Origin of the sequence: Salinarchaeum sp. Harcht-Bsk1, from assembly GCF_000403645.1 — an archaeon.
Classification (GTDB): domain Archaea; phylum Halobacteriota; class Halobacteria; order Halobacteriales; family Salinarchaeaceae; genus Salinarchaeum.
This window is the reverse complement of the sequence record NC_021313.1, coordinates 2261126-2285232: the sequence shown is the minus strand read 5'-3', so window position 1 is coordinate 2285232 and position 24107 is coordinate 2261126. Positions and strand designations below refer to the sequence as shown.

At 68.0% G+C, this 24107-nt stretch carries 29 protein-coding genes; 9 read left to right on the top strand and 20 right to left on the bottom strand.

Annotated features, from left to right (window positions below; all coding sequences use genetic code 11):
* Positions 1–50: 50 nt before the first annotated feature.
* Positions 51–794, bottom strand: coding sequence for a proteasome assembly chaperone family protein (locus L593_RS10405; protein WP_020446923.1), 744 nt, complete (start codon positions 792–794; stop codon positions 51–53).
* Positions 795–971: 177 nt separating this feature from the next.
* On the opposite strand from L593_RS10405, the gene L593_RS10400 reads away from it, so the two are divergent.
* A complete protein-coding gene (locus L593_RS10400) occupies positions 972–1931 on the top strand; it encodes a D-isomer specific 2-hydroxyacid dehydrogenase family protein (protein WP_020446922.1) in 960 nt (319 codons plus the stop codon).
* A gap of 43 nt (positions 1932–1974) precedes the next feature.
* Here L593_RS10400 and L593_RS10395 read toward each other — a convergent pair whose 3' ends face one another.
* The 6 genes from L593_RS10395 to L593_RS10370 all read right to left on the bottom strand — a co-directional run bounded on the left by L593_RS10395 (position 1975) and on the right by L593_RS10370 (position 5736).
* On the bottom strand, positions 1975–2214 hold the full coding sequence (locus tag L593_RS10395) for a hypothetical protein (protein ID WP_020446921.1): 240 nt from the start codon (positions 2212–2214) through the stop codon (positions 1975–1977).
* Between the two features lie 78 nt (positions 2215–2292).
* Positions 2293–2769, bottom strand: a complete 477-nt coding sequence (locus L593_RS10390) for a hypothetical protein (protein ID WP_020446920.1) — start codon at positions 2767–2769, stop codon at positions 2293–2295.
* A gap of 141 nt (positions 2770–2910) precedes the next feature.
* Complete coding sequence (gene asd, locus L593_RS10385) at positions 2911–3948, bottom strand: aspartate-semialdehyde dehydrogenase (protein ID WP_020446919.1); 1038 nt, start codon at positions 3946–3948, stop codon at positions 2911–2913.
* A 750-nt stretch (positions 3949–4698) separates the two neighbouring features.
* On the bottom strand, positions 4699–4887 hold the full coding sequence (locus L593_RS10380; protein ID WP_020446918.1) for a 30S ribosomal protein S17e: 189 nt from the start codon (positions 4885–4887) through the stop codon (positions 4699–4701).
* A gap of 113 nt (positions 4888–5000) precedes the next feature.
* Positions 5001–5282: a hypothetical protein gene (locus L593_RS10375; RefSeq protein ID WP_020446917.1), complete on the bottom strand. Its 282-nt coding sequence runs from the start codon at positions 5280–5282 to the stop codon at positions 5001–5003.
* 106 nt (positions 5283–5388) lie between these two features.
* Positions 5389–5736, bottom strand: a complete 348-nt coding sequence (locus tag L593_RS10370) for a helix-turn-helix domain-containing protein (protein WP_020446916.1) — start codon at positions 5734–5736, stop codon at positions 5389–5391.
* Between the two features lie 285 nt (positions 5737–6021).
* Between L593_RS10370 and L593_RS10365 the strand changes: the two genes are divergently transcribed.
* On the top strand, positions 6022–6222 hold the full coding sequence (locus L593_RS10365; RefSeq protein WP_020446915.1) for a hypothetical protein: 201 nt from the start codon (positions 6022–6024) through the stop codon (positions 6220–6222).
* 311 nt (positions 6223–6533) lie between these two features.
* Here the strand turns inward: L593_RS10365 and acs are convergent, their stop codons facing one another.
* The 7 genes from acs to L593_RS10335 all read right to left on the bottom strand — a co-directional run bounded on the left by acs (position 6534) and on the right by L593_RS10335 (position 12790).
* Positions 6534–8519 carry an acetate--CoA ligase gene (gene acs / locus L593_RS10360; RefSeq protein ID WP_020446914.1) on the bottom strand — a complete coding sequence of 662 codons (1986 nt, stop codon included), beginning with the start codon at positions 8517–8519 and terminating at the stop codon, positions 6534–6536.
* A 185-nt stretch (positions 8520–8704) separates the two neighbouring features.
* The gene (locus L593_RS10355) at positions 8705–9097 is read right to left on the bottom strand and encodes a PIN domain-containing protein (RefSeq protein WP_020446913.1); all 393 of its coding nucleotides are present in this window, start codon (positions 9095–9097) and stop codon (positions 8705–8707) included.
* Entirely contained in the window at positions 9094–9291 is a 198-nt protein-coding gene (locus L593_RS10350; protein ID WP_049894438.1) for an antitoxin VapB family protein, read from the bottom strand. Before L593_RS10350 ends, L593_RS10355 begins: the two co-directional genes overlap by 4 nt.
* Positions 9292–9380: 89 nt before the next feature.
* On the bottom strand, positions 9381–11084 hold the full coding sequence (locus L593_RS10345; protein WP_020446911.1) for a methylmalonyl-CoA mutase: 1704 nt from the start codon (positions 11082–11084) through the stop codon (positions 9381–9383).
* Between the two features lie 145 nt (positions 11085–11229).
* Positions 11230–11388 (bottom strand): hypothetical protein, encoded by a 159-nt coding sequence (locus L593_RS16045; RefSeq protein WP_020446910.1) that lies wholly within the window; start codon positions 11386–11388, stop codon positions 11230–11232.
* A 117-nt stretch (positions 11389–11505) separates the two neighbouring features.
* A complete protein-coding gene (locus L593_RS10340) occupies positions 11506–11685 on the bottom strand; it encodes an HVO_0416 family zinc finger protein (protein ID WP_020446909.1) in 180 nt (59 codons plus the stop codon).
* A gap of 217 nt (positions 11686–11902) precedes the next feature.
* Entirely contained in the window at positions 11903–12790 is an 888-nt protein-coding gene (locus tag L593_RS10335; RefSeq protein WP_020446908.1) for a hypothetical protein, read from the bottom strand.
* Positions 12791–13045: 255 nt separating this feature from the next.
* On the opposite strand from L593_RS10335, the gene L593_RS10330 reads away from it, so the two are divergent.
* Positions 13046–13489 carry a DUF3006 domain-containing protein gene (locus L593_RS10330; protein WP_187292615.1) on the top strand — a complete coding sequence of 148 codons (444 nt, stop codon included), beginning with the start codon at positions 13046–13048 and terminating at the stop codon, positions 13487–13489.
* 34 nt (positions 13490–13523) lie between these two features.
* Here the strand turns inward: L593_RS10330 and L593_RS10325 are convergent, their stop codons facing one another.
* From L593_RS10325 to L593_RS10315, 3 genes are read right to left on the bottom strand one after another with little or no spacing between them, the layout of a single operon-like run.
* Positions 13524–15863, bottom strand: a complete 2340-nt coding sequence (locus tag L593_RS10325; protein ID WP_020446906.1) for a type B DNA-directed DNA polymerase — start codon at positions 15861–15863, stop codon at positions 13524–13526.
* Positions 15864–15866: 3 nt separating this feature from the next.
* Positions 15867–16238: a hypothetical protein gene (locus tag L593_RS16040; RefSeq protein WP_020446905.1), complete on the bottom strand. Its 372-nt coding sequence runs from the start codon at positions 16236–16238 to the stop codon at positions 15867–15869.
* 1 nt (position 16239) lies between these two features.
* Positions 16240–16884, bottom strand: a complete 645-nt coding sequence (locus L593_RS10315) for a hypothetical protein (RefSeq protein ID WP_049894061.1) — start codon at positions 16882–16884, stop codon at positions 16240–16242.
* Here L593_RS10315 and L593_RS16315 point away from each other — a divergent pair.
* Both L593_RS16315 and L593_RS10305 read left to right on the top strand, forming a co-directional pair.
* Positions 16883–17725 (top strand): hypothetical protein, encoded by an 843-nt coding sequence (locus L593_RS16315; protein ID WP_236608580.1) that lies wholly within the window; start codon positions 16883–16885, stop codon positions 17723–17725. The two genes, L593_RS10315 and L593_RS16315, sit on opposite strands and share 2 nt — an antisense overlap.
* Positions 17722–17934 (top strand): hypothetical protein, encoded by a 213-nt coding sequence (locus L593_RS10305; protein ID WP_020446902.1) that lies wholly within the window; start codon positions 17722–17724, stop codon positions 17932–17934. The genes L593_RS16315 and L593_RS10305 overlap by 4 nt, the downstream gene beginning before the upstream one ends.
* A gap of 46 nt (positions 17935–17980) precedes the next feature.
* On the opposite strand, the gene L593_RS10300 is transcribed toward L593_RS10305, so the two are convergent.
* Positions 17981–18613, bottom strand: coding sequence for a uracil-DNA glycosylase family protein (locus L593_RS10300; protein ID WP_049894059.1), 633 nt, complete (start codon positions 18611–18613; stop codon positions 17981–17983).
* A 381-nt stretch (positions 18614–18994) separates the two neighbouring features.
* On the bottom strand, positions 18995–20044 hold the full coding sequence (locus L593_RS10295) for a hypothetical protein (protein ID WP_020446900.1): 1050 nt from the start codon (positions 20042–20044) through the stop codon (positions 18995–18997).
* Between the two features lie 216 nt (positions 20045–20260).
* Between L593_RS10295 and L593_RS10290 the strand changes: the two genes are divergently transcribed.
* The 4 genes from L593_RS10290 (at position 20261) to L593_RS10275 (ending at position 22878) form a co-directional block, all read left to right on the top strand.
* Positions 20261–20677, top strand: coding sequence for a hypothetical protein (locus tag L593_RS10290; RefSeq protein WP_020446899.1), 417 nt, complete (start codon positions 20261–20263; stop codon positions 20675–20677).
* Positions 20678–22168: a molybdopterin-dependent oxidoreductase gene (locus L593_RS10285; protein ID WP_020446898.1), complete on the top strand. Its 1491-nt coding sequence runs from the start codon at positions 20678–20680 to the stop codon at positions 22166–22168. It abuts the gene before it with no gap.
* A 135-nt stretch (positions 22169–22303) separates the two neighbouring features.
* Positions 22304–22585 (top strand): winged helix-turn-helix domain-containing protein, encoded by a 282-nt coding sequence (locus tag L593_RS10280; protein ID WP_020446897.1) that lies wholly within the window; start codon positions 22304–22306, stop codon positions 22583–22585.
* Positions 22586–22587: 2 nt separating this feature from the next.
* Entirely contained in the window at positions 22588–22878 is a 291-nt protein-coding gene (locus tag L593_RS10275; protein WP_020446896.1) for a hypothetical protein, read from the top strand.
* A gap of 18 nt (positions 22879–22896) precedes the next feature.
* Here L593_RS10275 and L593_RS10270 read toward each other — a convergent pair whose 3' ends face one another.
* A complete protein-coding gene (locus L593_RS10270) occupies positions 22897–24036 on the bottom strand; it encodes an Mrp/NBP35 family ATP-binding protein (RefSeq protein WP_020446895.1) in 1140 nt (379 codons plus the stop codon).
* Positions 24037–24107 lie beyond the last annotated feature (71 nt).

The window sequence follows — 24107 nt, the reverse complement described above, 5'->3', positions numbered from 1 at the left end:
CTCTGGGACGGACCTGACGGCAGGACGGATCGGTCGTCGTTACAACTGAACTACATGTACATCCGGTCTTCGGGCTGGTCGTCCTCGGCGACGGTCTGCAGGCGCGCGGAGAGTTCGCCGTAGTACTCCCGGACCTCCTCCGCGAACGTCTCCAGCGGGCCGGTCTCGACGTCGATGCCGTACACGTCGACGAGCCCCTCGAGGAGTCGAAGCGCCGCGTCGGCGTCGGGGACCTGCGGGTGCACCGGCGTCACCAGCACGCTCACCGCGAGGTCGGTGTCGATGCCCCGGTCGAGCAGTGCCGCGCCGACGCCGTCGAGGAAGCCGTTGCCCATCGGGTCGAGGTCGGTCTCCTCGAGGCGCCGCTCCCGGAAGTCCTCCGTCGCGATCCAGAACGCCCGGTGGTCCTCGGGGCCGTGGGGAACGGGAATGCCGGAGACGAGACAGAGTTCGTCGACCTCGGAGGCGTCGATCCACTCCAGCAGCGACTCGCCGAACTCGTCGGCCGCCCACACGGGGACGAACTGCTCGCCGACCAGCGCCGTCACCGGCACGTCGTTCGACGCGTGGAGACGGACCGGGTGGCGAGGCTCGCCGGCCGTGAACGGCGTGATCGAGGGCAGGCCGTCCGCCCGGACGTGGCCGACCGGCTCCATCTCGAACTGGGTCGTCAGGTAATCCACCGCGGTGAGCCCCGCGAGGCCGAACTCCGAGAACCCAGCCACGACCGGTTCCGTCACCGCCTGCTCCTCGTGGACTGACACCCGCGGACGCCGGCGCTGCTCGCTGTCCATGCTAGCGAGTACGACTGCCCTGGCCTTCAAGTTCGGGACGGCGACCACCGGGACGCCCGTCGTATCGAGGGACCATCGCCGGACCGGCGGACCGAATCCGACTGCACTGCGAAGGAAGACCTCGACGAATCGAGATCGCGCCGAAACGATGACGTGAGGAGCGCGAGAAGCCCAGGTATGTCACCGCCAGCCGACGTGCTCGTACTCAGCAAGGGAACCCACGGCGAGCCCGTCGAGGCCTACGGCGCGAAGCTCCGCGAACGGCTTCCCGACCACGACGTCGCCGTCGCGACCACGCCGTCTGAGGAACGAGAGCTGATCGAGGGCGTCCCCTACGTCACCGGTCGGGCCATCGACGAGGAACTGCTCGAACTGGCCGACGCGATGGAGCTGTTCGCATGCGGATACGCGGGGACCGACCACCTGCCGATGGACGCGCTCCGGGCGGCCGGCGTCACGGTCACCAACGCCTCTGGCGTCCACGGCCCGAACATGGCCGAGCAGGTCATCGGCGCGATCCTCGCCGCGGTCCGCCGGTTCGAGGCGGGCCAGCGCCGCCAATCCCGCAACGAGTGGCGGCACTACCAGACCCACGAACTGATGGGCGACACCGTCACCATCGTCGGCCTCGGCGCGATCGGCACCGCGATCGCCGATCGGCTGGACGGGTTCGGGGTCGACACTATCGGCATCCGCTACTCGCCGGAGAAGGGCGGGCCGACGGACGAGGTGCTGGGCTTCGACGACGAGGCAGCCTTCGAGGAAGCGCTCGCACGCACCGATCAACTGGTGCTCGCTTGCCCGCTGACGGAGACGACGGAGGGCCTGATCGGTCGCGACGAACTCGGGACGCTCCCGCCCTCCGCGTACGTGGTCAACGTCGCCCGCGGTCCCGTCCTCGACACCGACGCGTTGCTCTGGGCGCTGCGGTCGAACCGGCTGCGCGGCGCACACCTCGACGTCACCGATCCGGAGCCACTGCCGAACGACCACCCGCTCTGGGACCTCGAGACCGTCCGGATCACGCCGCACAACGCCGGCTACACCCCGAAGTACTACGATCGGCTCGCGGACATCCTCGCGGGCAACGTCCGGCGGTCGGAAGCCGGCGAGGAACTGGAGAACGTCGTCCCCTGAGGCAGTACGATCGGACGCCGTCGCCCATCGACAGGAGCGCACCTCAACCGACGTAGAACAACAGCACGCCGATCGCGAACAGCCCGACGAGCACGGTGAAGAAGGCGGCACCGAGTCCGATCCCCGCGGGGTTCGAGAGGTCCTCCGACTGCGCTCGGTCGTAGACCATTTTGCCGACGAAGGCAGGGATTCCGACCGCACCCACGATGGCGACGGCGGCGATCAGGAGGTAGAGGAGGACGAAGAGGGCGCTCCAGAGCAGATCCGTTACGGCGATTGCCATAGACGCGGCGTCGAGCGCTCCGGTAAAAAGCGGTTCGTCACGTCAGCGGAGATACGTCGTCGCCGAGACAGCCGGTGCTCAGAGCCGGTCGGCGATCGCCACGACGACGCCGAGGGTCGCGCCGTAGACCAGGTGGCCGGTCCCGCTCTTCGTTGCCCAGTTCGGCAGGTCCGGCGCGGGTAGCGCCATCGCGTCGAGCCAGAGCGGCATGATCACCCCGGCAGCGACCATCCAGAGCGCGACGCCCCAGGCCAGGCCCAGGAGCGCGATGGCGAGCGGGCCGAAGTCGTACTTCGCGAACGGACGCCACTGCAGCCCGATCGCGAAGAAGACGCCGAAGAGGACGGCGTGCACCAGGTGGAAGATCCAGCCCGCCGTGACGGATTCGACGCTGTAGAGGCCGCCAACGACCTCCATGATCCCCATCCGGTAGTGCATCAGCAGGCCCATCAGGACGCCGGCGAGCACTCCGCCGAGCGCACCCCCGACGAGCAGCTGGTCGTCGAACCCGATTTCCTCCGATACGTGCCGATCGTCGGCCTCCGTGGCTCCCATGACGGGTGCATCTGGCAGGCGATCGGTGATAGCCGTGGTCCGGTGGTGCTTCGCTCGTACACAGCCCCGCTGCTATCAAGTGTCGCGTCGTGGCTGGCCAGGTCGAATCGGGATCGAAACGGTCGCGAGGGGGCCGCCCGCTCAGAGGTAGCCGCGTTCGAGGAGGAGTTCCCCGTTGAGGACGCTCGCGCCGGCCGCGCCGCGGATCGTGTTGTGTGCGAGGGAGTCGAACAGGATGCCGTCGGGCGTCTCCTGGACCGGGCCGACGGAGATCGCCTGCCCGCCCTCCGCGTCGCGGTCGAGTCGGGGCTGCGGGCGGTTCGGGTCCTCGTGGACGTGGATCAACTGCTCGGGCGCGCTCGGGAGGTCGACGGACGGCATGTCGCGGAAGGCCTGCTCGGCCTCGGCAGGGCCGGCGTCCTCGGCGGTCTCCGCCCAGACGTTCTCGAGGTGGCCGTCGAGCGTCGGTACGCGGTTACACGACGCGGAGACCTCGACGTCGTGCCAGGAGAGCTCTGCGCCGTCGAAGCCGCCCAGGAGCTTGCAGGTCTCCGTCTCCATCTTCGTCTCCTCGCCGCCGATGTGGGGGAGGACGTTGTCGATGATCTCCATCGAGGTGACGCCGTCGTACCCAGCGCCGGAGACCGCCTGGAGCGTCGAGACCGTCACGGACTCGAGGCCGAACGCGTCGTCGAGGGCGGCCAGCGGCGGCACCATCGTGATCGTCGAGCAGTTCGGGTTCTTCAGGAGGGCGCCGTCCCAGCCGCGCTCGTCGCGCTGGACCTCGATCAGGTCGACGTGGTCGGCGTTGACCTCGGGGATGACGAGGGGCACGTCGTCGTCGAGCCGGCCGTTCGAGGAGTTCGAGGAGACCACGTAGCCCGCCTCGGCGAACGCGGGTTCGACCCGTTCGCCGACGCTGGACGGCAGCGAGGAGAAGAGCAGGTCGACGTCGTCGCCGACCGCCGACGGGTCGGTCTCGACGACCGTGACGTCGCCGACGCCGTCGGGGATCGGACCCGACGCCCGCCATTTCGCCGCCTCGGAGTAGGGCTTGCCCGCGCTCGACTCGCTGGCCGTGAGCGCCGCGATTTCGAAGTCGTCGTGCGGTGCGAGCTGCTGGATGAGGCGCTGTCCGACAGCGCCCGTTGCGCCGATGACGCCAACGCGTACTGACATTGGCCCGGTCTGGGGGGTGGGCAGCCAAAACGGTTTGGAAGTGATTTGCATGGTCGTCAGTGACGGACCAGATCGGATTGCCTCGATATCGGCAGACCGCGCTAACGCAGACCACCTGGAAGCCCCCTCCCGCTCGTCGCCGTACGCTCGCTGCGGTCCTCGGTCGCTGTCGCTCCCTGCGGTCCTTGCGTCGCCTACGGCGACGACCGGTCGGCCCCTTCCAATCCCACCCGATTGATTCCCTACAGAATCACTAAATCCCCGGTAGTCCACATCGGCGCGCGCTCGTGGAGGCCGTGAGCCCTCGTACGGGCGAACGGCCGGAGCGAGCAATCCGCGCGAGGGCCGAGCAGCACAGCGAGCAGTGCGACGTGAGGAGCGTCATCGTGAGCGAAGCGAACGATGGCTCGGAAGACGCAGCCCGCGCAGCGTAGCGAGCAGGACCGTCTTCCGGTGCAGAAGGCTGGGGAGGAATGAGGCAGTTTGGGTGGGCTTCGAAAGGGGCCGTACGGTCGAGGCGTCGTCGCGACGCAAGCACCGCAGGCCGAAGGGCGAGGAGCGTCGTTCGAAAGACGCAAAGCGTCTTTCGTGATCACGAGAGGGCTTCGCCCTCTCGGACGACAGCGAGCGAGGACGTTCGAGCGCTCGGGGGCTTTCGGAGCCCACTGCATCGATTGCAACCCCCCGAAATGGAGAAGCAGCCCACGGACTACCGGGAACGAACGACCGTCGAAAATCCAGAATCCCGATTCAGGCAGGCTGGGCGGCCTGCTTGCGCGCGATGTAGCCCGCGATCCGGTTGCGAACGCCCTTGGACTCGATGTTCGTCAGCTCGGTGACTGCCTCCTTGTTGTGCTCGAAATCCGTCGAGAGCGCCTCGGGGTAGCGCTCCATGAGGATCTCGCCCGTCTTCTTGACGTAGGCGGGTTTGATGGCCATACCGCCGGATACCGTCGTCTGCGTCTAAAAGGGTTCGATTCGCGGTCTGGGGGTCGAGGCTCGCAGACCCGGTGAACGCCGCTGCAGTTCGCGCGCGAAAAACAGCCGCCGGACTACCGGTACAGCGAAATCCAGAGCATCCCGAAACCGATGATGAAGGGCACCGTCTCCGCGATCGAGAAGAACAGCTCCAGCGACTCCACCTGGTCGCCCATCGACGTCATCGCGACGCCCATGCTGATGAAGGCGAAGCCGATGAATGCAGACTCGAGTCGCTTCCCGCCGTTCTCGCGGTAGGCCTGGAAGCTGATGATCGTCAGCCCCAGCGCGAGGGCGAACAGTGCGAGCCGTAGCATCATCAGGACTGCCTCCAGGACCTCGGTGTACGCCGCCATGCCCGTCCCGTGGGAGGGGAGGGTCTAAAACGCTCCCCTGTCGACGGCGAGAATCGCAGGAACGCAGTCGCTAGTCGACGGTCGATCGGTGCCCAGCTCGGACCCGTCACCGAGAGAGTTCGTCCCAGAGGCTCGAGAACCGATCGGGTATGTTCTCCTTGCGGTAGATGCGTACGTCGTACTCGTCGTCGCGCAGGCGAATGACGGTGCCGTCGAAGTTCGACTTGAACACGTCGTAGTGGTTCCCGTCGTCGGCGACGGCCGTCTCCGATGAGACGAGTTTGTGCTCTTTCAGCATCTCGATCCGTCGATAGACCGTGGGCAAGGAGAGGTCGCAGGCGTCCGCGACCTCGCTGGCGGGGCGTGGTTCCTCGCTGATCGCGGCCAGCACGTCCCGCGCGTGATCGTCCCCGATCGTATCGAGGATGTCCTCGATCGGCCGTTCGTCTCCCACGTCTCAACGCTTGGTTTCGCGTGGAGCATAACGGTTTCCCCCTGAAAGCGAGGCCGGCCCGCGTTACGACGGGCTCCGTAGCGGGCGTTCGATCGTTCGGCGACTTTCGATCCCCGACCCGAATCGTGGGATCCATCGTGACATCCACTCGCGTTTCGAACACTCACCTTTGATGTTTCGAACGCACCGGTGTACGATACGGTGCCACCCCGCTCAGGTACGGGGTTTTTTCCCGATTTGAAAACGCTCGTGTCCTGTTATAGTGGTAGCCTACTACGATCAAGTATGGCGACGACTGACAACTCGTTAAACGGGATGACCGAGCCCTGTGACGCTTGCGGGACTGACACGCTGCACGAAGTTTCCGTGCAGATCATGACGGAGGCCGAAGACTCCGATAACGCCCACTACTCCCGCGAGCCCTACCGGGTTCGGGAGTGCCAGCGCTGTGGCGAGCGGACGAGCCAGCGGATGAACAACGCGTAACGGCTGCTGCAGTAGTCGGGAGCTACCGCCGTCCGTCGCCTCACGCGAGTCCGCCTTCTCCTGGGAGAGGGGTGGCACGTCGGTGACGGTTGCCAGTTCACACGCCGCTTTGGCACCGTTTGGGGACGGTGTTCCGCTTCGTCCACTCACGAGTCGCAGCGATCCGTCCACTGCCCTCGTGAGACAGAGAGAGAGACCGCTCCGTTCGATTCACTCCCGAGTCACGACACGGTGCCGAGTCCTGGGCACCTGACTGACACGGAAAAAGCGACTCCACCTGCTCGACGAGGTCGTGTGGCTGCCAGCGCTACTCAGTCGCTGGCGTCGACCTCGTCCTTGATGTCCTGGACGATGTCGGGGTTCCGCAGCGTCGAGGTGTCGCCAAGCTCCTCGCCGTCGGCGATCTCCTCGAGCAGCCGACGCATGATCTTGCCCGACCGCGTCTTCGGGAGGTCGGGCGTGAAGACGATTCGCTCGGGCCGCGCGATCGGACCGATCGCGTCCTCGACGCGTTCGACGACACGCTCGCGCAGCGCATCGTCCTCGCTTTGCCCGTCCTCGGTGATGACGAAGGCGTAGACGGCCTCGCCCTTGACCTCGTGGGTGCCACCGACGACCGCGGCCTCGGCGACGCCCTCGACGTCGACGACGGCCGACTCGATCTCCATCGTCCCGAGGCGGTGACCGGAGACGTTGATCACGTCGTCGACCCGCCCGAGTACGGTGATGTAGCCGTCCTCGTCGATGGACGCGCCGTCCTCGGGGAAGTAGACCCACTCGTCGGTCTCCTCGTCGGAGTACTCGCGCCAGTACTCCTCGAGGAACCGCTCGTCGTTCTTGTAGAGCGTCCGGAGCATCCCCGGCCACGGATTGTTGACCGTGAGATAGCCGGCGTCACCGGGCTCGACTTCGTCGCCCTGATTGTCGACGATGCGGGCGTCGATGCCCGGCAGCGGCGGCCCCGCCGAGCCGGGTTTCATCTCGCCGATCCCGGGCAGCGTCGTCACCATCATCCCGCCCGTCTCGGTCTGCCACCAGGTGTCGACGACGGCGACGTCCTCGTGCCCGATGTGCTTGTAGTACCACTTCCAGGCGCGCGGATTGATCGGCTCGCCGACGGTGCCCAGCAGGCGGAGCGTCGAGAGGTCGTGCGAATCGGGGTACTGCTGGCCCCACTTCATGAACGCCCGGATGGCCGTGGGTGCGGTGTAGAACATGTCCACGCCGTACTTCTCGACCAGTTCCCAGAGCCGATCCTTCTCGGGGTAGTCCGGCGTCCCCTCGTACATCACCGTCGTCGTGCCGAGCGCGAGCGGGCCATAGACGATGTAGGAGTGGCCGGTGATCCAGCCGATGTCCGCGGCGCACCAGTAGGTGTCCTCCTGCTTGACGTCGAGCACGGACTGGGTCGTCCATGCGGCGTAGGAGAGATACCCTCCGGTCGTGTGCTTGACGCCCTTCGGCGTTCCCGTGGTACCCGAGGTGTACATGAGGAACAGCATGTCCTCGGCGTCGCGGGAGACCGGCGTGACGGAAGCGCCCTCGTGCTCGTCGACGAGTTCCTGGTAGTCGTGGGCGTTGTCGCCGAGGAAGTGCGTCAGTTCGTCGCCGAGACGGTCGACGACGATCACGGACTCGACGTCGTGATCGACCTGCTGGAGGCCCTCGTCGGCCTTCTCCTTGTGGTTCAGGGCCTCGCCACGGCGGTAGTACCCGTCGCAGGTGACGAGGTACTCGGACTCGGCGGCGTTCATCCGCTCGGCCAGGGCTTCGGCGGAGAAGCCCGCGAAGACGACGGAGTGTGGCGCGCCGATGCGGGCGCACGCCAGCATCGCGATCGGGAGCTGCGGCAGCATCGGGAGGTAAAGCGTGACGACGTCGTCCTCCTCGACGCCCTGCTCCCGGAGGGCGGCAGCGAAGGCCTCGACCTCGCGCTGGAGCTCCTGATAGGTGATCGTCCGCTCCTCGCCCAGTTCGCCCTCCCACTGGATCGCCGCACGATTCTTCTGGCCATTCTCGACGTGCCGATCGATGCAGTTGTAGGAGGCGTTGAGTTCGCCGCCGGTGAACCACTCGTAGAAGGGCTCGTCCGAGTCGTCGAGCACCTGGTCGTACTCCTCTTCCCAGGAGATCAGGTCCGCGGCGCGCTCCCAGCACTCCGGCCAGTTCTCCTCGAACTCGTCGTAGATGTCCGGGTCCGAGACGTTGGCCTGCTCGACGAACCACTCGGGTGGTTCGAAGGACTCCTGCTCCTCGAGCCGGGCCTCGAGCTCGGCCTCGGTGTCAGCGTCTGACATACACCGAAAATAATCGTACAACACCGGGTTAAGTGTTCTCATGCCGGAGACGGTCGCCCCCGCGCCATCATGTGAATTCGGGGGCGAGTGAATCTTTGAAGAGCCCGCTGGTCGGCGGAAACGACCCCGTAGCACGTTGCTACTGAAGTGAAGTCGTTCGATCCTCCTCGATCGCCGCGTCCGATCTACTCGGCGAGGTTCGTCACGGAGATCGTCTCCTCGAGTACGTCCGTCTGAAAATCCGCATCGTTGACGACGAGGTGGTCGCCAGTCGATCGAGCCGTCGCAGCGATCAGCAGGTCGCGGGGAGCCATCGGCTCGCCGTCGGCCAGCAGCGCATCCTGCAACCGAGCCGCCTCGATCGCGATGTCTTCGTTGAACTCCAGCGCGCGAACGCCGCCGAACTGCTGTCGTGCCGCCATCACGTCGGTGGTTCCGCTGCCGAGTACGCCTTCGAGGACTTCGAACACACAGATCGAGGACGTGAGATACGGCGTTCCGTGTGCCTCGACGCATTCGACGGTCCGCTCGACGCCGTCGAGCATGTCGATGATCGCGGAGGAGTCGAGAAACGTCATCGCCCGAAACTCTCACGTGACCGGTCGACCGCCTCCCGCGCCCTGTCCGCTGTTTCGTCGTCCCATGCACCGATCTCAATTGGCTCCGTTTCACCCGCCAGTCGGCGGAGCAACTCGTCGAACGTCTCGTCGTCACGCTTGAGCAGGTCGAGTTTCGCCTTGGTTTCCTCGGACACTCGGATGCTCGTGCTCATATGTATGCAGAGGGCATACATTCTGAAAGTCGTTTCGCCGAGCGGGACGAATCGGAACGAACGGGACGGATCGAAGCAGCCAGGGGTATTCAGGCCGGTCCGACTTCCCCCGCGTACTCCCCGTACACGTCCTCGAAGACCTGCATGATCTCGCCCATCGTCGCGTACTCCTTCACGGCGTCGACGATCGCCGGGATCGTGTTCTCGTCGTTCTCCGCGGCGTCGCGGACAGCGGCGAGCGCATCCTCGACGGCCTGCTCGTCGCGCTCGTCTTTGACGGACTCGATGCGATCCAACTGCGTCTCCCTCGCCTGCTCCTCGTCGACGTGGAGCGTGTCCGCGGCGGTCTCCTCTGCGATGGTGTACTTGTTGACCCCGACGACGACCTCCTCGCCGTCCTCGACGCGCTCCTGGTACTCGTAGGCCGAGTCCTGGATCTCGCGCTGGAAGTAGCCGTCCTCGATGCCGTCCAGGACGCCCTCGCGCATCGAACCGTTGCCCCGCTCGCGGATCGTCTCCATGTACGCCATCGCCTCGGATTCGACCTGATCGGTGAGCGCCTCGACCGCGAAGCTCCCGCCGAGGGGATCGATCGTGTCCGCGACGCCGGACTCCTCCGCGATGATCTGCTGGGTCCGCAGTGCGACGCGGACGGCCTTCTCGCTGGGCAGCGCGAGCGCCTCGTCGAAGCTGTTGGTGTGGAGGCTCTGCGTGCCGCCCATCACCGAGGCCAGTGCCTGGATCGTCACCCGGACGACGTTGTTCAGCGGCTGCTGGGCCGTCAGTGACTGCCCTGCGGTTTGCGTGTGGAACTTGAGCCGCCGGGAGTCCGCGGCGTCGGCGTCGTACCACTCGTCCATCTTCTCCGCCCAGATTCGCCGCGCGGCGCGGAACTTCGCGACCTCCTCGAGGAGGGAGTTGTGGCAGTTGAAGAAGAAGGACAGGCGCGGCGCGAACTCGTCGACGTCGAGCCCGCGCTCCATCGCGTCCTCGACGTAGGCGAAGCCGTCGGCGAGGGTGAAGGCCAGCTCCTCGACCGCCGTCGACCCTGCCTCGCGGATGTGGTAGCCCGAGATCGAGACGGGGTGGAACTTCGGCGTCTCCTCGGTCGCGAACTCGATCACGTCCGTGACCAGTTTCAGGGACGGCTCCGGGGGCACGACCCACTCCTTCTGCGCGATGAACTCTTTGAACATGTCGTTCTGGAGGGTGCCGCGGACCTGCTCGCGCGGCACGCCCTGCACGTCGGCGAGCGCGACGTACATCGCGTAGATCACCGGCGCGGAGGGGTTGATGGTAAAGGACGTCGATACCTCTCCGAGGTCGATGCCGTCGAACAGCACCTCCATGTCCCGGAGCGAGTCGACGGCGACGCCTTCCTTGCCGACCTCGCCGAGCGCCATCGGGTCGTCGGAGTCGATCCCCATCAGCGACGGCATGTCGAACGCCGTGGAGAGACCCGTCTGCCCCTCGTCGATCAGGTAGTGGAAGCGCTCGTTGGTCTCCTCGGCCGTCCCGAAGCCAGCGAACTGGCGCATCGTCCACGTGCGCCCACGGTGCATCGTCGGGTACGGCCCGCGGGTGTAGGGCGGTTCGCCGGGGAAGCCGAGGTCGTCCTCGTAGTCCAGATCCTCGAGGTCCGTCGGGTCGTACAGCCGATCGACCTCGAGGTTCGACACCGTGGCGAAGCGGTCCTTGCGCTCGCCGTGCCGGTCGAGGACCGGTTGGAGCGTGTTCGATTCCCACGCCTCGCGGGACTCCCGAAGAGACCGCAGTTCCTCATCATCGAACATGGTCGAAACGTTCGTCGGCGTCGTCCTAAGGGTTCGGGTGTGCCGGCAGCTCGAGGACGTACCTGCGGTAGGACGAACAGAAACGTATCAGGCCGGGTACTGCTATGCGATCGCACGAACGCCGGAGTCGCACGCCGTCGGTTCGTCAGTTGTTTCGCGGTGAACGGGCCTCCCGGACGTCGCTGCCGTCCCGGATCTTGTCCTCGCACTCCGGACAGACGCGGGGTTCGTCGACGCCGCGGGGCGTGAACACTCGCGCGTAGGCCTCGGTGACGAACGAACCGCAGTTCTGACATTCCGGCATTCGTATCTCCCATCCTTTGCAAGGAAATATCGTACCATAGTCCTTCCGGAACAGATGATTTCGTTGACAGAAATGGGCACCGATATCGCCGCCGTCGCGGTAATCGCCAGTAGCGATCTACTCGCCTGGCTGCCAGCCACACACCGTACAGTTCGTCGCGTCTACGTCGTGGATTCCACTGCACTCCGGACACCGCTTCTTGTTGTACTCGGTCTCCCACGTCGTCTGTTCGTGACCGCGGGACGCGAGGAATTCGTCGAACATGTCGTCGCCCGAACTGCCGGGTGCAGACGCCATACGTGGTATGCTATGGCGTGGCGCAGAGATAAAGGCTGGGGTCGGGGCGGTTTGCGCGGTCGCGACGGAGCACGCTCACCGACGACGAACCAAGCAGAATTCCCCCACGATCGAGCAGAACGCCGTCCACAACTGGGAGCAGAAAAGCGACGGGGTAACGGGATACGAATCGGACGAGAAACGAGCGCAGAACGCGGAACTGCGTCGGGCTTGACGGTTACTCGCCGGCCGCGAGGTAGCCTTTCTTGCACTCCGGGCAGATGTCGCCCTCGCGGAGGGAGCCGTCGCGGCTCGGGTCGCGGTAGCCACACGCCGGGCAGTAGAGTTCGGTGCCCCCGGTCGAGGGGGCGCTCGGCGAACTGGTCTCGCGAGCGCGCTCGAAGTCCACGCCCTCGTCGGCCGGCGGGCGCTCGGTCGCTGGTTCGTCGTCCAGGATCTCTGCAGCGTCCGCCGAGGCCTCCGCGTCGCCGGACCCGTCGCCCGGCGGCTCGGCGTCGGCGGAACCGGGATACTCGACGTCCGCTGCAGGCTCGTCGTCCGGCGTCGCGGCGTCGAACCCCTCGTCCGCCTCATCGTCGCTGTCGGGCCAGGGAGCGGGGCCGCCGTTGGCGTCCTCGTCGGCAGCGGCGGGATCGGCCTCCGCGCTGGCGTGGTCCTCCTCGGCGTCGGGCCACTCGCCGTACTCGCGCTCTGCCGGCTCCTCGTCGGGTTCGTCATCGAGGATGACGCCGTCGTCGGTCTCGGGGTCCTGCTCCGGTCCCGCTTCCGACGCGTCGGCTGCGCCTGCTTCGCCGCCCTCCGGGCCGGCGTCGACAGCCGCTTCCTCCACGGATTCCTCGGCCACCGTATCGTCGACCCCCGGCTCGGTGGGGCGCGGCTCGCTCGTCGGCGCCGCGTCCGCGTCGCTCGGCGTCGCGACCTCGCTGCCGGCGCTCTCGACCGCCGTCACCTCTTTGTTCTCGCTGACGACCGAGCGGTCCCCACACCGACTGCAGGTCTTGACCTCTCGAATCGTCACGACCGCTTCGTCGCCGCGTTCCTCGCGCTCGCGCTCGATCTCCGCCTCGCCGTACGCGTGCCCGAGCAACGTGCACCTGACGCCCATAGCCGGCGGGTACCCGAGGCTCGGGCTTAAGGATACTGCTTGGACGAGTGGGGATCGCACGGCGGCGTGGCCCCGATCTGGAACGGGTCGTGGAGTGATCCGGCAGGCATCCCGGCGCGACTCGGCAACCTACTGGATCGCGTCGGGGTGCCGAGGCGATTCGGCAGCCCCTGATGCGGTTCGGCCGAGATCGACCCCACACTCGCGTCGGTTCGCGCCACGGGTTTATGGCCGATGCCGCGGCGACCCGGCGGCGTGCTCCGACGAGACCTGCTCGCGACGCTGTTAGCACTGCTCCCCGCGTCGGCCGCTCGTTCGGCGTTCGAGGGGATCCAGAACCTCGCGCTCGAGGACGATTCGGACGGCGAGGGCGACGGCCGATCGCGCTCTGACGACTCTGGAGACTCCCGGCGCGACGACGCACCGGGAACCGCGGTCGTCGATCGCATCGAAGACGACACAGCCGTGGTGCTGTTCGAGGACGGCCGCGGACAGGAGACCGTCTCGACGGCCGTCCTCCCCGCCGCCGCACGGGAGGAGGGAGTCGTGTTGCGGGTGCCCCGCGGCGATTCGCTCGCGCTCGCGACGGTCGACCGGACGGCGACAGCGGCGCGACGCCGGAACGCGAGCGACCGCTTCGACGACCTCGCGAAACCGGGGCCCGAATCGGGGATGGCCACGAACGCGACCGGACCCTGACCGCGGTCCTCGGCGTCGAACGGCCGGCGCGCACTCACTCGCCGAACGCCGACAGCGTCGCGTCGCGATCGTGCTGGAGGTGCGAGCGGATCCGACCCTCGTTCCAGCCCAGCGGCGCGACCAGGCTCTCGCAGGCCCGGAGCAGTCGGTCGGCGTAGAACTCGGCGTCGTAGCTCGCTGGATCGTCGGTCGCTGCGCCTCCGGTGGTTGCGGGGGCACCGGTGGTTGCGGACCCCGCTCCGGCGTGCTCGTCGAGTTCGAACGCCAGCCGCACCCGCTCGGGTCCCGACAGCGCGTCGTCGACCACGACGTACTCGACGTCCTGCCCGGGCGATCGCGGGACGCCGACGGCTGCGGCGCGCTGGAGTGCCGCCTTCGCCCGCGTGGCCTGCTCGTAGTCGCCCGCCGCCTTCGAGACGCGCTGGGTGATCGCGAGGTCGGCCGAATCGACCGTACCCGAGCGAAGCCGCCGCAGGTGTCGTTCGAGGCGGTCGCACACTGGTTCGGGCGCACGCTCGCGGTCGAACGTCTCGAGGAGGTCCCGCTGAGCGTCGGCGACGAACTGACAGGTCGAGCGCTGGCGGGCCTCGATCCCGCGGAGTTTGAACGGGTCGTCGCTGGGCGACTCGTCGTCTCCAGCTGCGTCGAGTTCCGCGTCGGCCCAGCGGCCGAAGTAGCGCATCAGCGCCGCGCCGCTGGCGCGCTTGCGCGGGCAGAAGGCGACCCAGTCGAACTCGCCCTCGTACTCGAGTTCGATCCGGACCGCCTCGGTGATCTCTGTGGCGACCTCGCGGATCGGGCGCTGCTCGCGATCGGGCGCTGCGGTGACCCAGACGCTGTCGACGATGCCGTGGACGATGCGCCAGCCGGCGTCCTCCAGCATCGCCTTCGCGGTGAGCATGATCTCGCGGGCGTGGGCGTTGATCGCCTCGTGGACCTCGATGCGGCCGAACTTCGCGTGGCGGTAGCCCTGATAGCCGAAACAGGAGACGAGCACCCACTTGATCGCCTCGACGACGGCCTCGTCGGCGGCGGTGTCCTCGGTCGGTCCCGCGTCGCGAACCACCGCCTTGCGCTCCTGGCGCTCCTCGATGAGCGGTTCGAGCACCTCCGCGAGGAAGGCGTCGCCGTCGGGGCAGACGCTGTAGTCCAGTTCCGGCACCCGGAGGTCGGGATCGAGCGGCTCGGCGGATGCGTCGACGGCGGACACGTCGCTGGCGTCGTGGCAGTCACAGCAGACGGTGTCCGGCGAGACCCGGTACTCGCAGATGACGTTCGGGTACAGCGACGCGAAGTCGAGTTCGTGGACGTGCTCGTGAAGGCCGGGGTCGGGCTGAAAGGTGAACCCACCGCGGTCGGCGGCGTGGAGCGTGTCGAGGGGTTTCCAGCCCTCGGTCTGGCGCTTCTGCCACGGAGCGGGCACCCCATCGCGGCGGCCGGGAACCCGATCCACGACGCGCTCGCCGTCCCACTGCCGCGCGGCCCGGATCTCGATCGCCGTGAGCACGCCGCCGATGGAGTCCTTCGCGATCTCCTGGAGCGGCTTGCCCGCCCGTTCGACGAAGTACAGCAGTCCGGCGAGCGCGGAGTGACCCAGCAGGAAACTGTTCGAGCGGTTCACCAGCGCCCGCCCGGGGACGTCGTAGCGCGCCGGCGAGTAACCGACCTGGCCGTAGCTGACGAACGTGCTCTCGCCGGCGATCCGACTGAAACCGGGGCGGCGGCCGAGGTCCACGTCGGCGTCGGCGAGGAGCGGGACGATCTCGCCGGAAGAGAGCAGGAGGACGTCCGGGTCCCGGGCGTCGAGGACGGATTCGACGGCGTCGGCGACGGCGGCTTCGGCGGCCGCCGATCCCGCCCCGGTGCCGTCCGGCGTTGCGGGTTCTCCGTCGATTTCCAGCGGCCGGACGTCCCCGTTGGCGACCGCTGGCTCGGGCAGCGCGAGGTCGAGCGTCACCAGGTCTCGATCCGGCGTCGGGTCCAGCCCGCGATCGAGCACGTACCGGAACCCCGGATCGAGATCCACGTCGTACAGCTGGAAGGTACCGGGCAGGAACTGCTCGTGCTCGCGACGGCGGAGCTCGCGGGCGACCTGACGCACCTCGTCGAGGCGGTCGAGGCGGAGCTCGCACATCGGCGATCGCTCGTCGGCCCGGAGCGACCGGTAGCGCTCGACGCGCTCCACGGCCGCGACCTTCGGATCGTCGGCGAGCGCGTCGGCGAGCCACTCGAGCGCGCCGGTCCGGTCGTCCCGCGCCGCGACGTAGATCGCCGGCTGGTAGTCCGGATCGGCGGTGGGCGTCGCGCCGCCGTCGGGGTCGAGCTCCCAGCGGACCGGCGTGCCGTCGTCGCGGACGTCGATCGTGAACGCCACGGCTCAGGCGGAGGGCTCGGGGTCGGCAGCGACCGATTCGCCCGCCAGCTCGGCCACCCGCTCGTGCAGGGCGTCGACGTCGGCCGCAAGCCGCTCGACCTCCGCCTCGCGGTCGGCGAGTTTCTCTTCCAGGGCGGCAATCTCCTCCTCCCGGGCCGCGGTCGCCTGTTCCTGGGCGAGCAGGACGGCGAAGACGAATCCGCGCCAGGGGTCGGCAGGGTTCTGCTGGGTCGCGGCCTCGGCATGGCCGCGGGCGTGCTCGAACAGGCGATCGAACGCGGGCTGGTGGCGCCGGCGGAGCGACCGGCGAAACGGCATCCACTCGCGTTCGAGCGCGTCGAGTCGATCGCGGGTCGTCGCTCTCGTCCGGCCCATCTCAGATCCCCACCAGCGTGGTGTCCGCGGCGGGCGCCGAGCGCGCGGATGTCGCCGTGCCGAGCAGATCCACCCAGTAGGCGATCGTGGTCTGGAAGCCGCCCGCGGACCAGTAGACGTCCGTCTGGAAGTCTGGGCCCTCGACGCGGAGCCCGGCGCTGGTCCGGGTGGCGGTGAGGACGCGGTCCGCGGCGGCGCGGGCGCGGTCGGCGTAGGTCGACCCGGGAGCGGTGACGAGCACCGGCACGTCGAGGGCGGCCGCGACCCGCTCGAGCAGCGAGCAGACGACCTCGATCATCGCGTCCGCCTCGTACTCGGGCACGTCGTCCTCCGCGTAGAGCGCGCCGAGGTTCGGCGCGACGACGAGCGAGGCGTCGGGGTCGATCCGTCCGAGCAGTCCGCGGACGAGTTCGTAGTGCTGGTAGCCCGTGAACGCGCGAGCGACCCGGATCGATCGGGCGGCGCTGCCCGGTGCGTGCTCGCGGATCGTCGCGGGCGAGGCGGCGTTGCGCGCGTCGAGCCAGTACGCCGGCGCGCCGGGCTCGTCGGCGAGGTGGCGGCCGACGATCCGGTAGAGCGCCGTCGGGGCGTCGTCCGTTTCGAGGAGCGTCACCCCGGCATCGAGCGATGGGAGCTGTCGGTCCATGGTCGAACAGTGGGGCGCCACGGGGGTAATGCGGTCCCTGATAAGCACGGTGAAAGTGAAGCTGGGCAGGGACGACGCGAACCGGCGCCGTGGCGTGCCCGGGCGAACCGTTTTGGACTCCGCTGGCGAGGGAGGGTATATGACCGAGGGCATCTCGCTCGATGGCCGCACGCTCGTCGGCGTCGCGAACGACGACGCCGGCGAGGTCAGCGATGAGACTACATTCACCGTCGAGCAGACCGGCGACCGAATCAGCGCGCGCTACGCCGGCGGGTCGATCGTCGAGGGACACCTGCTCGGGACGATCGACGACGGCGAGTGGGACGTCCGCTACGTCCAGTTACACGAAAACGGCGAGACGGCGACGGGCCACTCCGTCGGCGAGATTTCGGTGCTGGAGGACGGTCGCGTGCGGATCGACGACGAGTGGGAGTGGGATCGAAGGACGGCGAAGGTGAATCCGTGCTCGAAGAAATCGGGGAGTGATCTGTCGGCGGAAATTCGGCGGAGGTGCGGTGGCGCGCGAAGCTGCGCGGCGAAGCCGCGCCGCCGCGCGAGGGACGAGCAGCGCAACGAGCGAAGCGACGTGAGCAGCGCAGGAGGTTGGGGAGGATTGAGGTGCTGTTGCGGGGCGGGACTTCGAAAGGGGCCGTGCGGTCGGCGGTCCCCGGGCGAAGGTGAGCCGAGCGGAGCGAGGCGAACGAACAAGCACCGGAGGCCGAAGGCCGAGGAGCGCAGCGAGCCCCGGGTCACCGAGCGCTCGGGGGCTTTCGGAGAACACGATGCAGAAACGAACACCCACAAACGCTTACCCCGATCCAGTGTCCACGTACGAGCATGAATGCGAAATCCATACTCCAGTCACGCGCACTCGGCAGCGTCGCGGTCGGCCTCGCCACGCTCCTCGCCGCCGTCGGCGTCCAGCAGGCCGCGAGCCAGGCGAGCGAGACGATGGTCCTCGCGCCGCTACTGATCGCGGTCGCGTTCGCAGGAATCGCGCTCCTCGCGGGCCGAGCGTCCTCGGGCGGCCGCAGAACGCCCTACTGGTAACGAGCAAAAACCCAACCGCGAACGAATCCGAGCCGACCGAACCACCCTACCGACTCCGCCGGCCCTTCGTCTGCCGATAGTCCGTCGCCATCAGCGCCGAGAAGTCGTGCACGAAGTCGTCGGCCTGCTCGTCGGTCATCGTCGCGGGATCGACCATCGGCACGAGTTCGAAGCCCCGCCCCCGGAGGCGCTCGCCGTGGGCGTCGGGAAGCGAGACGTCGTCGGGATCCGTCGTCGTGTAGTCCTCGACGAGCCATTCCAGCGCGCGCTCGCCGACGGGCACGAGGATCTCGGGGTTGATCATCCGGATCTCGGCGTTGAGGAACGGCTCGCAGTTCGTGATCTCCTCGTCGGTCGGCGGGCGTTCGGGGTGCCGGCAGCGCGTGAGATTCGTCAGGTAGACGTTCGCGAGTTCCGGCTCGGTGGAATCGACGGGTGACCCGCAGAGGCCGCAGCGGCGGAGGATCCCCAGCAGGCGCTCGCCCGCGGGGCCGTTGGTGAAGGGGACGCCGGACTCGTCGGCGCCGGCGTCGGGGCGCTCGCCGACGAACAGGAAGTCGCCGCCGACGTCGCCGTAGCCGTGGACGACCTGCGAGCGCGGCTCGACGAGGCCGGGGCAGTTCTCGCAGTCCTCGTCCATGCCGAAGGGGTTGGAGAGATCCTCCTGATTCGCGTCCACGTTCGAATTGTTGATTCGGGACAGCAAAAGGACCGGGATTGAATTCGAATGGACGTGACAGCGGAGTCCGCCAACGAGACCGCGGAAACGCGACGACAGCGAACCGCTTGGAAGCCCTCTCCCGCTCGCGGATTCTAACTCGCTGTCGTCCGAGAGATCGAAGATCTCTCGTGATCACGAAAGAGCTCCGCTCTTTCGAACGACGCTCCTCACTCGGTCGCTTCGCTCCCTCCCTGCGGTGCTTGCGTCGTTACAATCCGCGAGCGGTCGGCCCCTTCCAGACCCACCCGACGGTGGATCGTCACATCGAGCTACGTCGCGGTGGCGTGTGCAATCCCACGAAACCCCGGTGGAACGCGAACGCTCGCGGTACCCGGCGGCTCAGCGGGGCCACTCCATCCCGGTGGGCGAGGTCGGCGGTTCGAGGGGGCTCGCGGGCAGCGGGCCGTCGTAGTTCGGATCGTTGTAGCCGCGCGGTGCGACGTCGTTCGGGGCGTCGGGGCAGACCAGGGAGGCGAGCGCGTGGAGGTGCTCCCGGCCGGCGCCGAGTTCGAACTGGCCGCCGAAGTAGACGGCCTTGTCCTCACGGTCGGCGTGCTCGATCGCTTCGAGCAGGGACTCGATGGAGCCGAATCGTGAGGGTTTGAGATTGAGGCAGCCGGTCTCGGGGAGGTCCTCGAGGTCGGTCACGTCGTGGAACGGCGCGTCCCAGGAGAGACGGTCCCACTCGCCGTCGAGGATCGGCTCGGTCTCGGGCGTCACTGCCGGGTCCTCGACGATCGCCTCGGGGAAGCCGTCGAGAATGCGGCGGTAGAGGTCGGGGTCGGCAGGGCTGTCGACGTCGGTGCCCTCGTAGTGTCCCTTGAGGTCGGTGATCCGGACGGCGTCGGTGTCCGCGAGCGTGCGGACGAGGTCGTCGTCCCACTCGACCGTCGGATCGAGCTTGAACTCCCGGCTCGGATCGTCGGCGAGCAGCGACTCGACGCGATCGGCGGTCGGCGGCTCCCCGAGTCGCGTGCTGATCACGAACCGGACGGGATCGTAGCTGGCGTCGAGCGCCGAGGCGAGCGTCTCGCCGGCCTGCTTGAGTGCGAGGTCGAGCGCCGCGCTCTCGAATCCCCAGCGGCGGTAGTGTCTGAAGGACTCCCGCTCGGGCTCGTCGTCGGGGAAGAGGTCGAGGTCGCCGACGATCTCGGAGAACGTGTCGAGGTCGTACTCGCCCTCCATCGGCGGCGGACCGGTCTCCTGCAGTGATTCGTGGTGGCTGGTCTCGTAGGTGACGTCCTCGCCGACGCCGGTGTGGCCCTTGCCAGAGAGGTGGATCTCCGTCGAGACGCGGGTGAAGTCGGAGGTTGTCTCGCCCTCGAGCCGTCGGAGTTCGCAGTTCGTGATCGCGAGCGGGAGGTCGGCAAGCGCCTCGTAGCCGTTCATGGCCGTTCGTAGCCACCGGGGGCACCTAACCGTTGGTGCAGCGGTAGTGAGGCGGGCCAGGAGGCGTCGATGCGCGCGAGGGTTTGGGGCCCACGAGCACCGGCAGCGGGGCTCCAGCACCGGGCGATTCGAGACGAATTCTAGAACGATTTCGAACGGAGTTCGGTCGGACCTTGAAAATCGCTTATCCCCGAATCCGTTGCAGCCCCGATCGCAATGACGCGACACAGCGTGCTGGTCGGACTGGTGGTACTGTGTACGATCGCGATCCCGCTCACTGGCGGGGCGCTGGCAGCCGGAACCGACGCCGGCGGCCCGTCGATCGCGAGCGTCCAGGACGATAGCATGGGCAACGACTCGATGGAAAACGACTCCATGCAGAACGATTCGATGGACGACGGCGGGACGAACGACGCAATGGACGGCGCCGACTCGATGGACAGCGATTCGATGGACAGTGACGACTCGATGGACGGCGACAGTGGCATGAACGAGGAGGACGGAATGGACGAAGACAGCATGGACGACTCCGGGGGATCGGACGACGGACTGTCGACCCTCCAGCTCGGGGCGCTCGCCGTGGGCGGGCTCGCCGTCCTGGGCGGCGTCGGGATCTACGTCACGAGAGGGTAGATGCGCGAGACACTGCAGCCAAAGCGCACGGCGCTGTTCGCCACGGTCGCGGGACTCGCCGGGCTCGCGGTCGGCTACGCCAGCGGCGGCTGGACGCGGGACTACTACGCGGTCGTGATCTCTGACTGGGTCACGGAGCAGACCCCGGCGGCGATGATGAACTGGGCGATCCAGGAGCTCGGCTCGACGGCCGAGACGCTCCAGGTGCTCTCCGCCATCGGGCTCGCGTTCGCCGTCCTCGCCGCCATCGCCGCGGTCGGCCTCGTCGTCGGCTACTGGCACGCCGACGCGTTCCTCACCGGCGCCGCCCTCTCGACCCTGCTCGCCGGCGCGCTCGCGTTCGTCCTGACCGGCGACCTCCTCCAGACCGTTCTCGTCGCCGTCGGCGTCGGACTCCCCGTCGCCGTCGGCGAGTACGGCGGCACCGCGCTAGGCAAACCGCGGCCGGTGGATCCCGAGCGCCGGGAGGTCGTCGGCGTCCTGGGCGCGCTGCTGGGCATCGGCGTGATCTCGAAGGTCCTCGGCGACTTCCTGACGAGCGAGGCGTTCCAGATCGACGCCGAGCCACTCGCGGACGCCGAGTCGTTGCGCGAGCGGGTCGAGACGGCGCAGACGACGAGCCTCGGCATCGAGGGCGTCCAGCCGCCGATCAGCGAGATCGGTGACTTCTACAACGTCTCGAAGAACGCCGCGCCGGAGATCGTCCAGGAGTCGAACTGGCGGCTCCGGGTCACCGGCGAGGTCGACGAGGAGATCGAACTGAACTACCGCGAACTCCGCGAACACGAGTCCGAAGACCGGTTCATCGCGCTACGCTGCATCGGCGACTCGCTCAACGGCGATCTGCTCGACACAGCGCTCTGGACGGGCATCCCGCTCGCGGCCCTCTTCGAGGAGGCCGGCCTCCAGGCGAGCCACGTCGAGATGCACGCCGCCGACGGCTACGTCGCGAGCGTCCCCCGCGAGACGCTGGAGAACGGCTTCCTCGCGTACGGCATGAACGGCGATCTCCTGCCGCGCGAACACGGCTTCCCGGCCCGGATCCACCTCCCCGGCACGTGGGGCGAACTCAACGTCAAGTGGATCGAGGAACTCCACGCCACGAACGACCCCGTCGAGGGGTTCTACGAGGAGCGCGGCTGGAACGGCCACGCTCGCGTCCCCGCCGTCGCAAAGATCTGGACCCAGCCGACGAACGAACTCGAGGACGGCCGCCAGGAGGTCGGTGGCCACGCGTACGCTGGCGATCGCGGCGTCGAGACCGTCGAGGTGTCCGTCGACGGCGGCGAGACCTGGAACGAAGCAGAACTCGCGGAGCCGCTCCCCGGCGAGGACGTCACGCGCCAGTGGCGCTATCGTTACCGGAAAGAGGAGGAGCACGAGGTCGTCGCGCGCGTGATCGACGGCGAGGGGGATCTCCAACCCCAGGAGCGTAGCGACGCCTTCCCCGCCGGACCGAGCGGCTGGGTGTCGAAGACGGTGATACCGTGAGAAACGCGGGGGTAGCGCCCCGCCGTGGCGGCTCCCGAAAGGCGACCGACGCGGACCGGCGGTGGTCCGCGGCGGCGTCACCCAGACCCCCTGTACCTATCACCCCCGACCGTGAACGCCCGAGGCGAGACGTGTATGGAGCAGGCGCTGTGGTACCTGTTCGTCGGCACCCGCGGGGGCTCGACGCGCGTGGCGATCGTCCGCGCGATCGACGAACGGCCACGCAACGCCAATCGGCTCGCGGAGGCGATCGAGATGGACTACAACACCGTCAGGCACCACCTCGAGAAGCTCGAGGAGCACGACGTCGTCGAGCAGGGGCAGGAGGGCTACGGCGCGCTCTACTTCCTGACCGATCGCTTCGATGCCCACCGCGAGGAGTTCCACGAGATCGTCCGAGACGAGGTGGGTGAGTAACCATGGTCGATGCACTCCACGTCGCCACGGCCGTCTCGGCGCTGAACATCGCGATCCTGATCGCGCTCACCGCGGTCTGGATCAGGAACTACCGGGAGTTCCGCACGCCGCTGGTGCTCGCGCTCGTCGTCTTCGGGCTCGTCCTGCTCGCCGAGAACGGCGTGGCGATCTACTTCTTCTTCAGCATGAAGATGCTCTACGCCGCGGACGCCACGGTGCAATCCGCGGTGGCGGTGCTCCGGGGAATGCAGTTCGTCGCGCTCGCCTTCCTGGCGTGGGCGACGTTGCAGTAATCGGCCGCCGGTCCCCGCTCACTCGGCGGAATCGCCGCCGATCTCCGGGGACTCCGGTGCGTGCCCGTCTGCCTCGGCCTCCGCCGCGTCGGCTTCGGCTGCCGCCTCCGCCTTCGCGCGATTCGAGACGTCCCGTCGGCGGACGATCCCGACGTTGTTCGCGACCTTCCGCGTGATCTCCTGGAACGCCTCGGCGGCCTCGCCTTCCTCGTCGAGGACGATCGGCCGCCCGTCGTCGCCGCCCTCCCGGACCGCGGGATCGAGCGGCACGGAGCCGAGGAACGGCATCTCGTGGACGTCCGCGAACTGCTGACCGCCACCGGCGTCGAAGATGTCGTGCTCGCCGCCGCAGTCCGGGCAGACGAACGTGGACATGTTCTCCGCGATGCCGAGGACCGGCGTCTCGTGCTTGCCGAACATCTCCAGCCCCTTCCGGGCGTCGTCGAGCGCGACGTCCTGGGGCGTCGTCACGATCACCGACCCCGTGACGGGGACGGACTGGAGGAGGGTGAGCTGCGTGTCGCCGGTGCCCGGCGGCAGGTCGACGACCATGTAGTCGAGGTAGCCCCACTCGACGTCCTCCCAGAGCTGTGTCAGAACCTTGTGGACCATCGGACCCCGCCAGATGACGGGGTCGTCCTCCCCGACGAGGTAGGCCATGCTCATCAGCTTCACCCCGTACTGCTCGGGTGGGATCAGCGTCTCGTCGTGGGTCGCCCGCGGCGGCTCGTCGGCCTCGACCATCCGCGGCACGTTCGGCCCGTAGACGTCCGCGTCGAAGAGGCCGACCTGCGCGCCCATTTCCGCGAGCCCCGCGGCAAGGTTGACCGCGACGGTGGACTTCCCGACGCCGCCCTTGCCCGACGCGACCGCGATGACGTTCTCGACGCCCGGCAGGATCCCCTCTTGGGAGCCCCCGTCGTCGAGGTCGATGTCGGCGTCGAGTTCGACGGTCAGGTCCGTGTCCGCGAGCGCCTCGCGAACCTTCGCCGCCATCGCCGTCTCCGTCGGTGAGTACGGTGCGCCCAGCGCCAGCGAGATGTGCGCCGTGTCGCCCCCGACTTCGACGTCGTTGACCAGTCCGAGCGAGACGATGTCGTCACCGAGATCCGGGTCCTCGACGGTCGCGAGCCGCTCCCGCACCGCTTCCTCGTTCATGCTCGCTCGTAGGTGACGAGGCGGCGATAAGACTTGTCGTCTGGCCAGGGAAGCGGGCTGGTGGTCACACG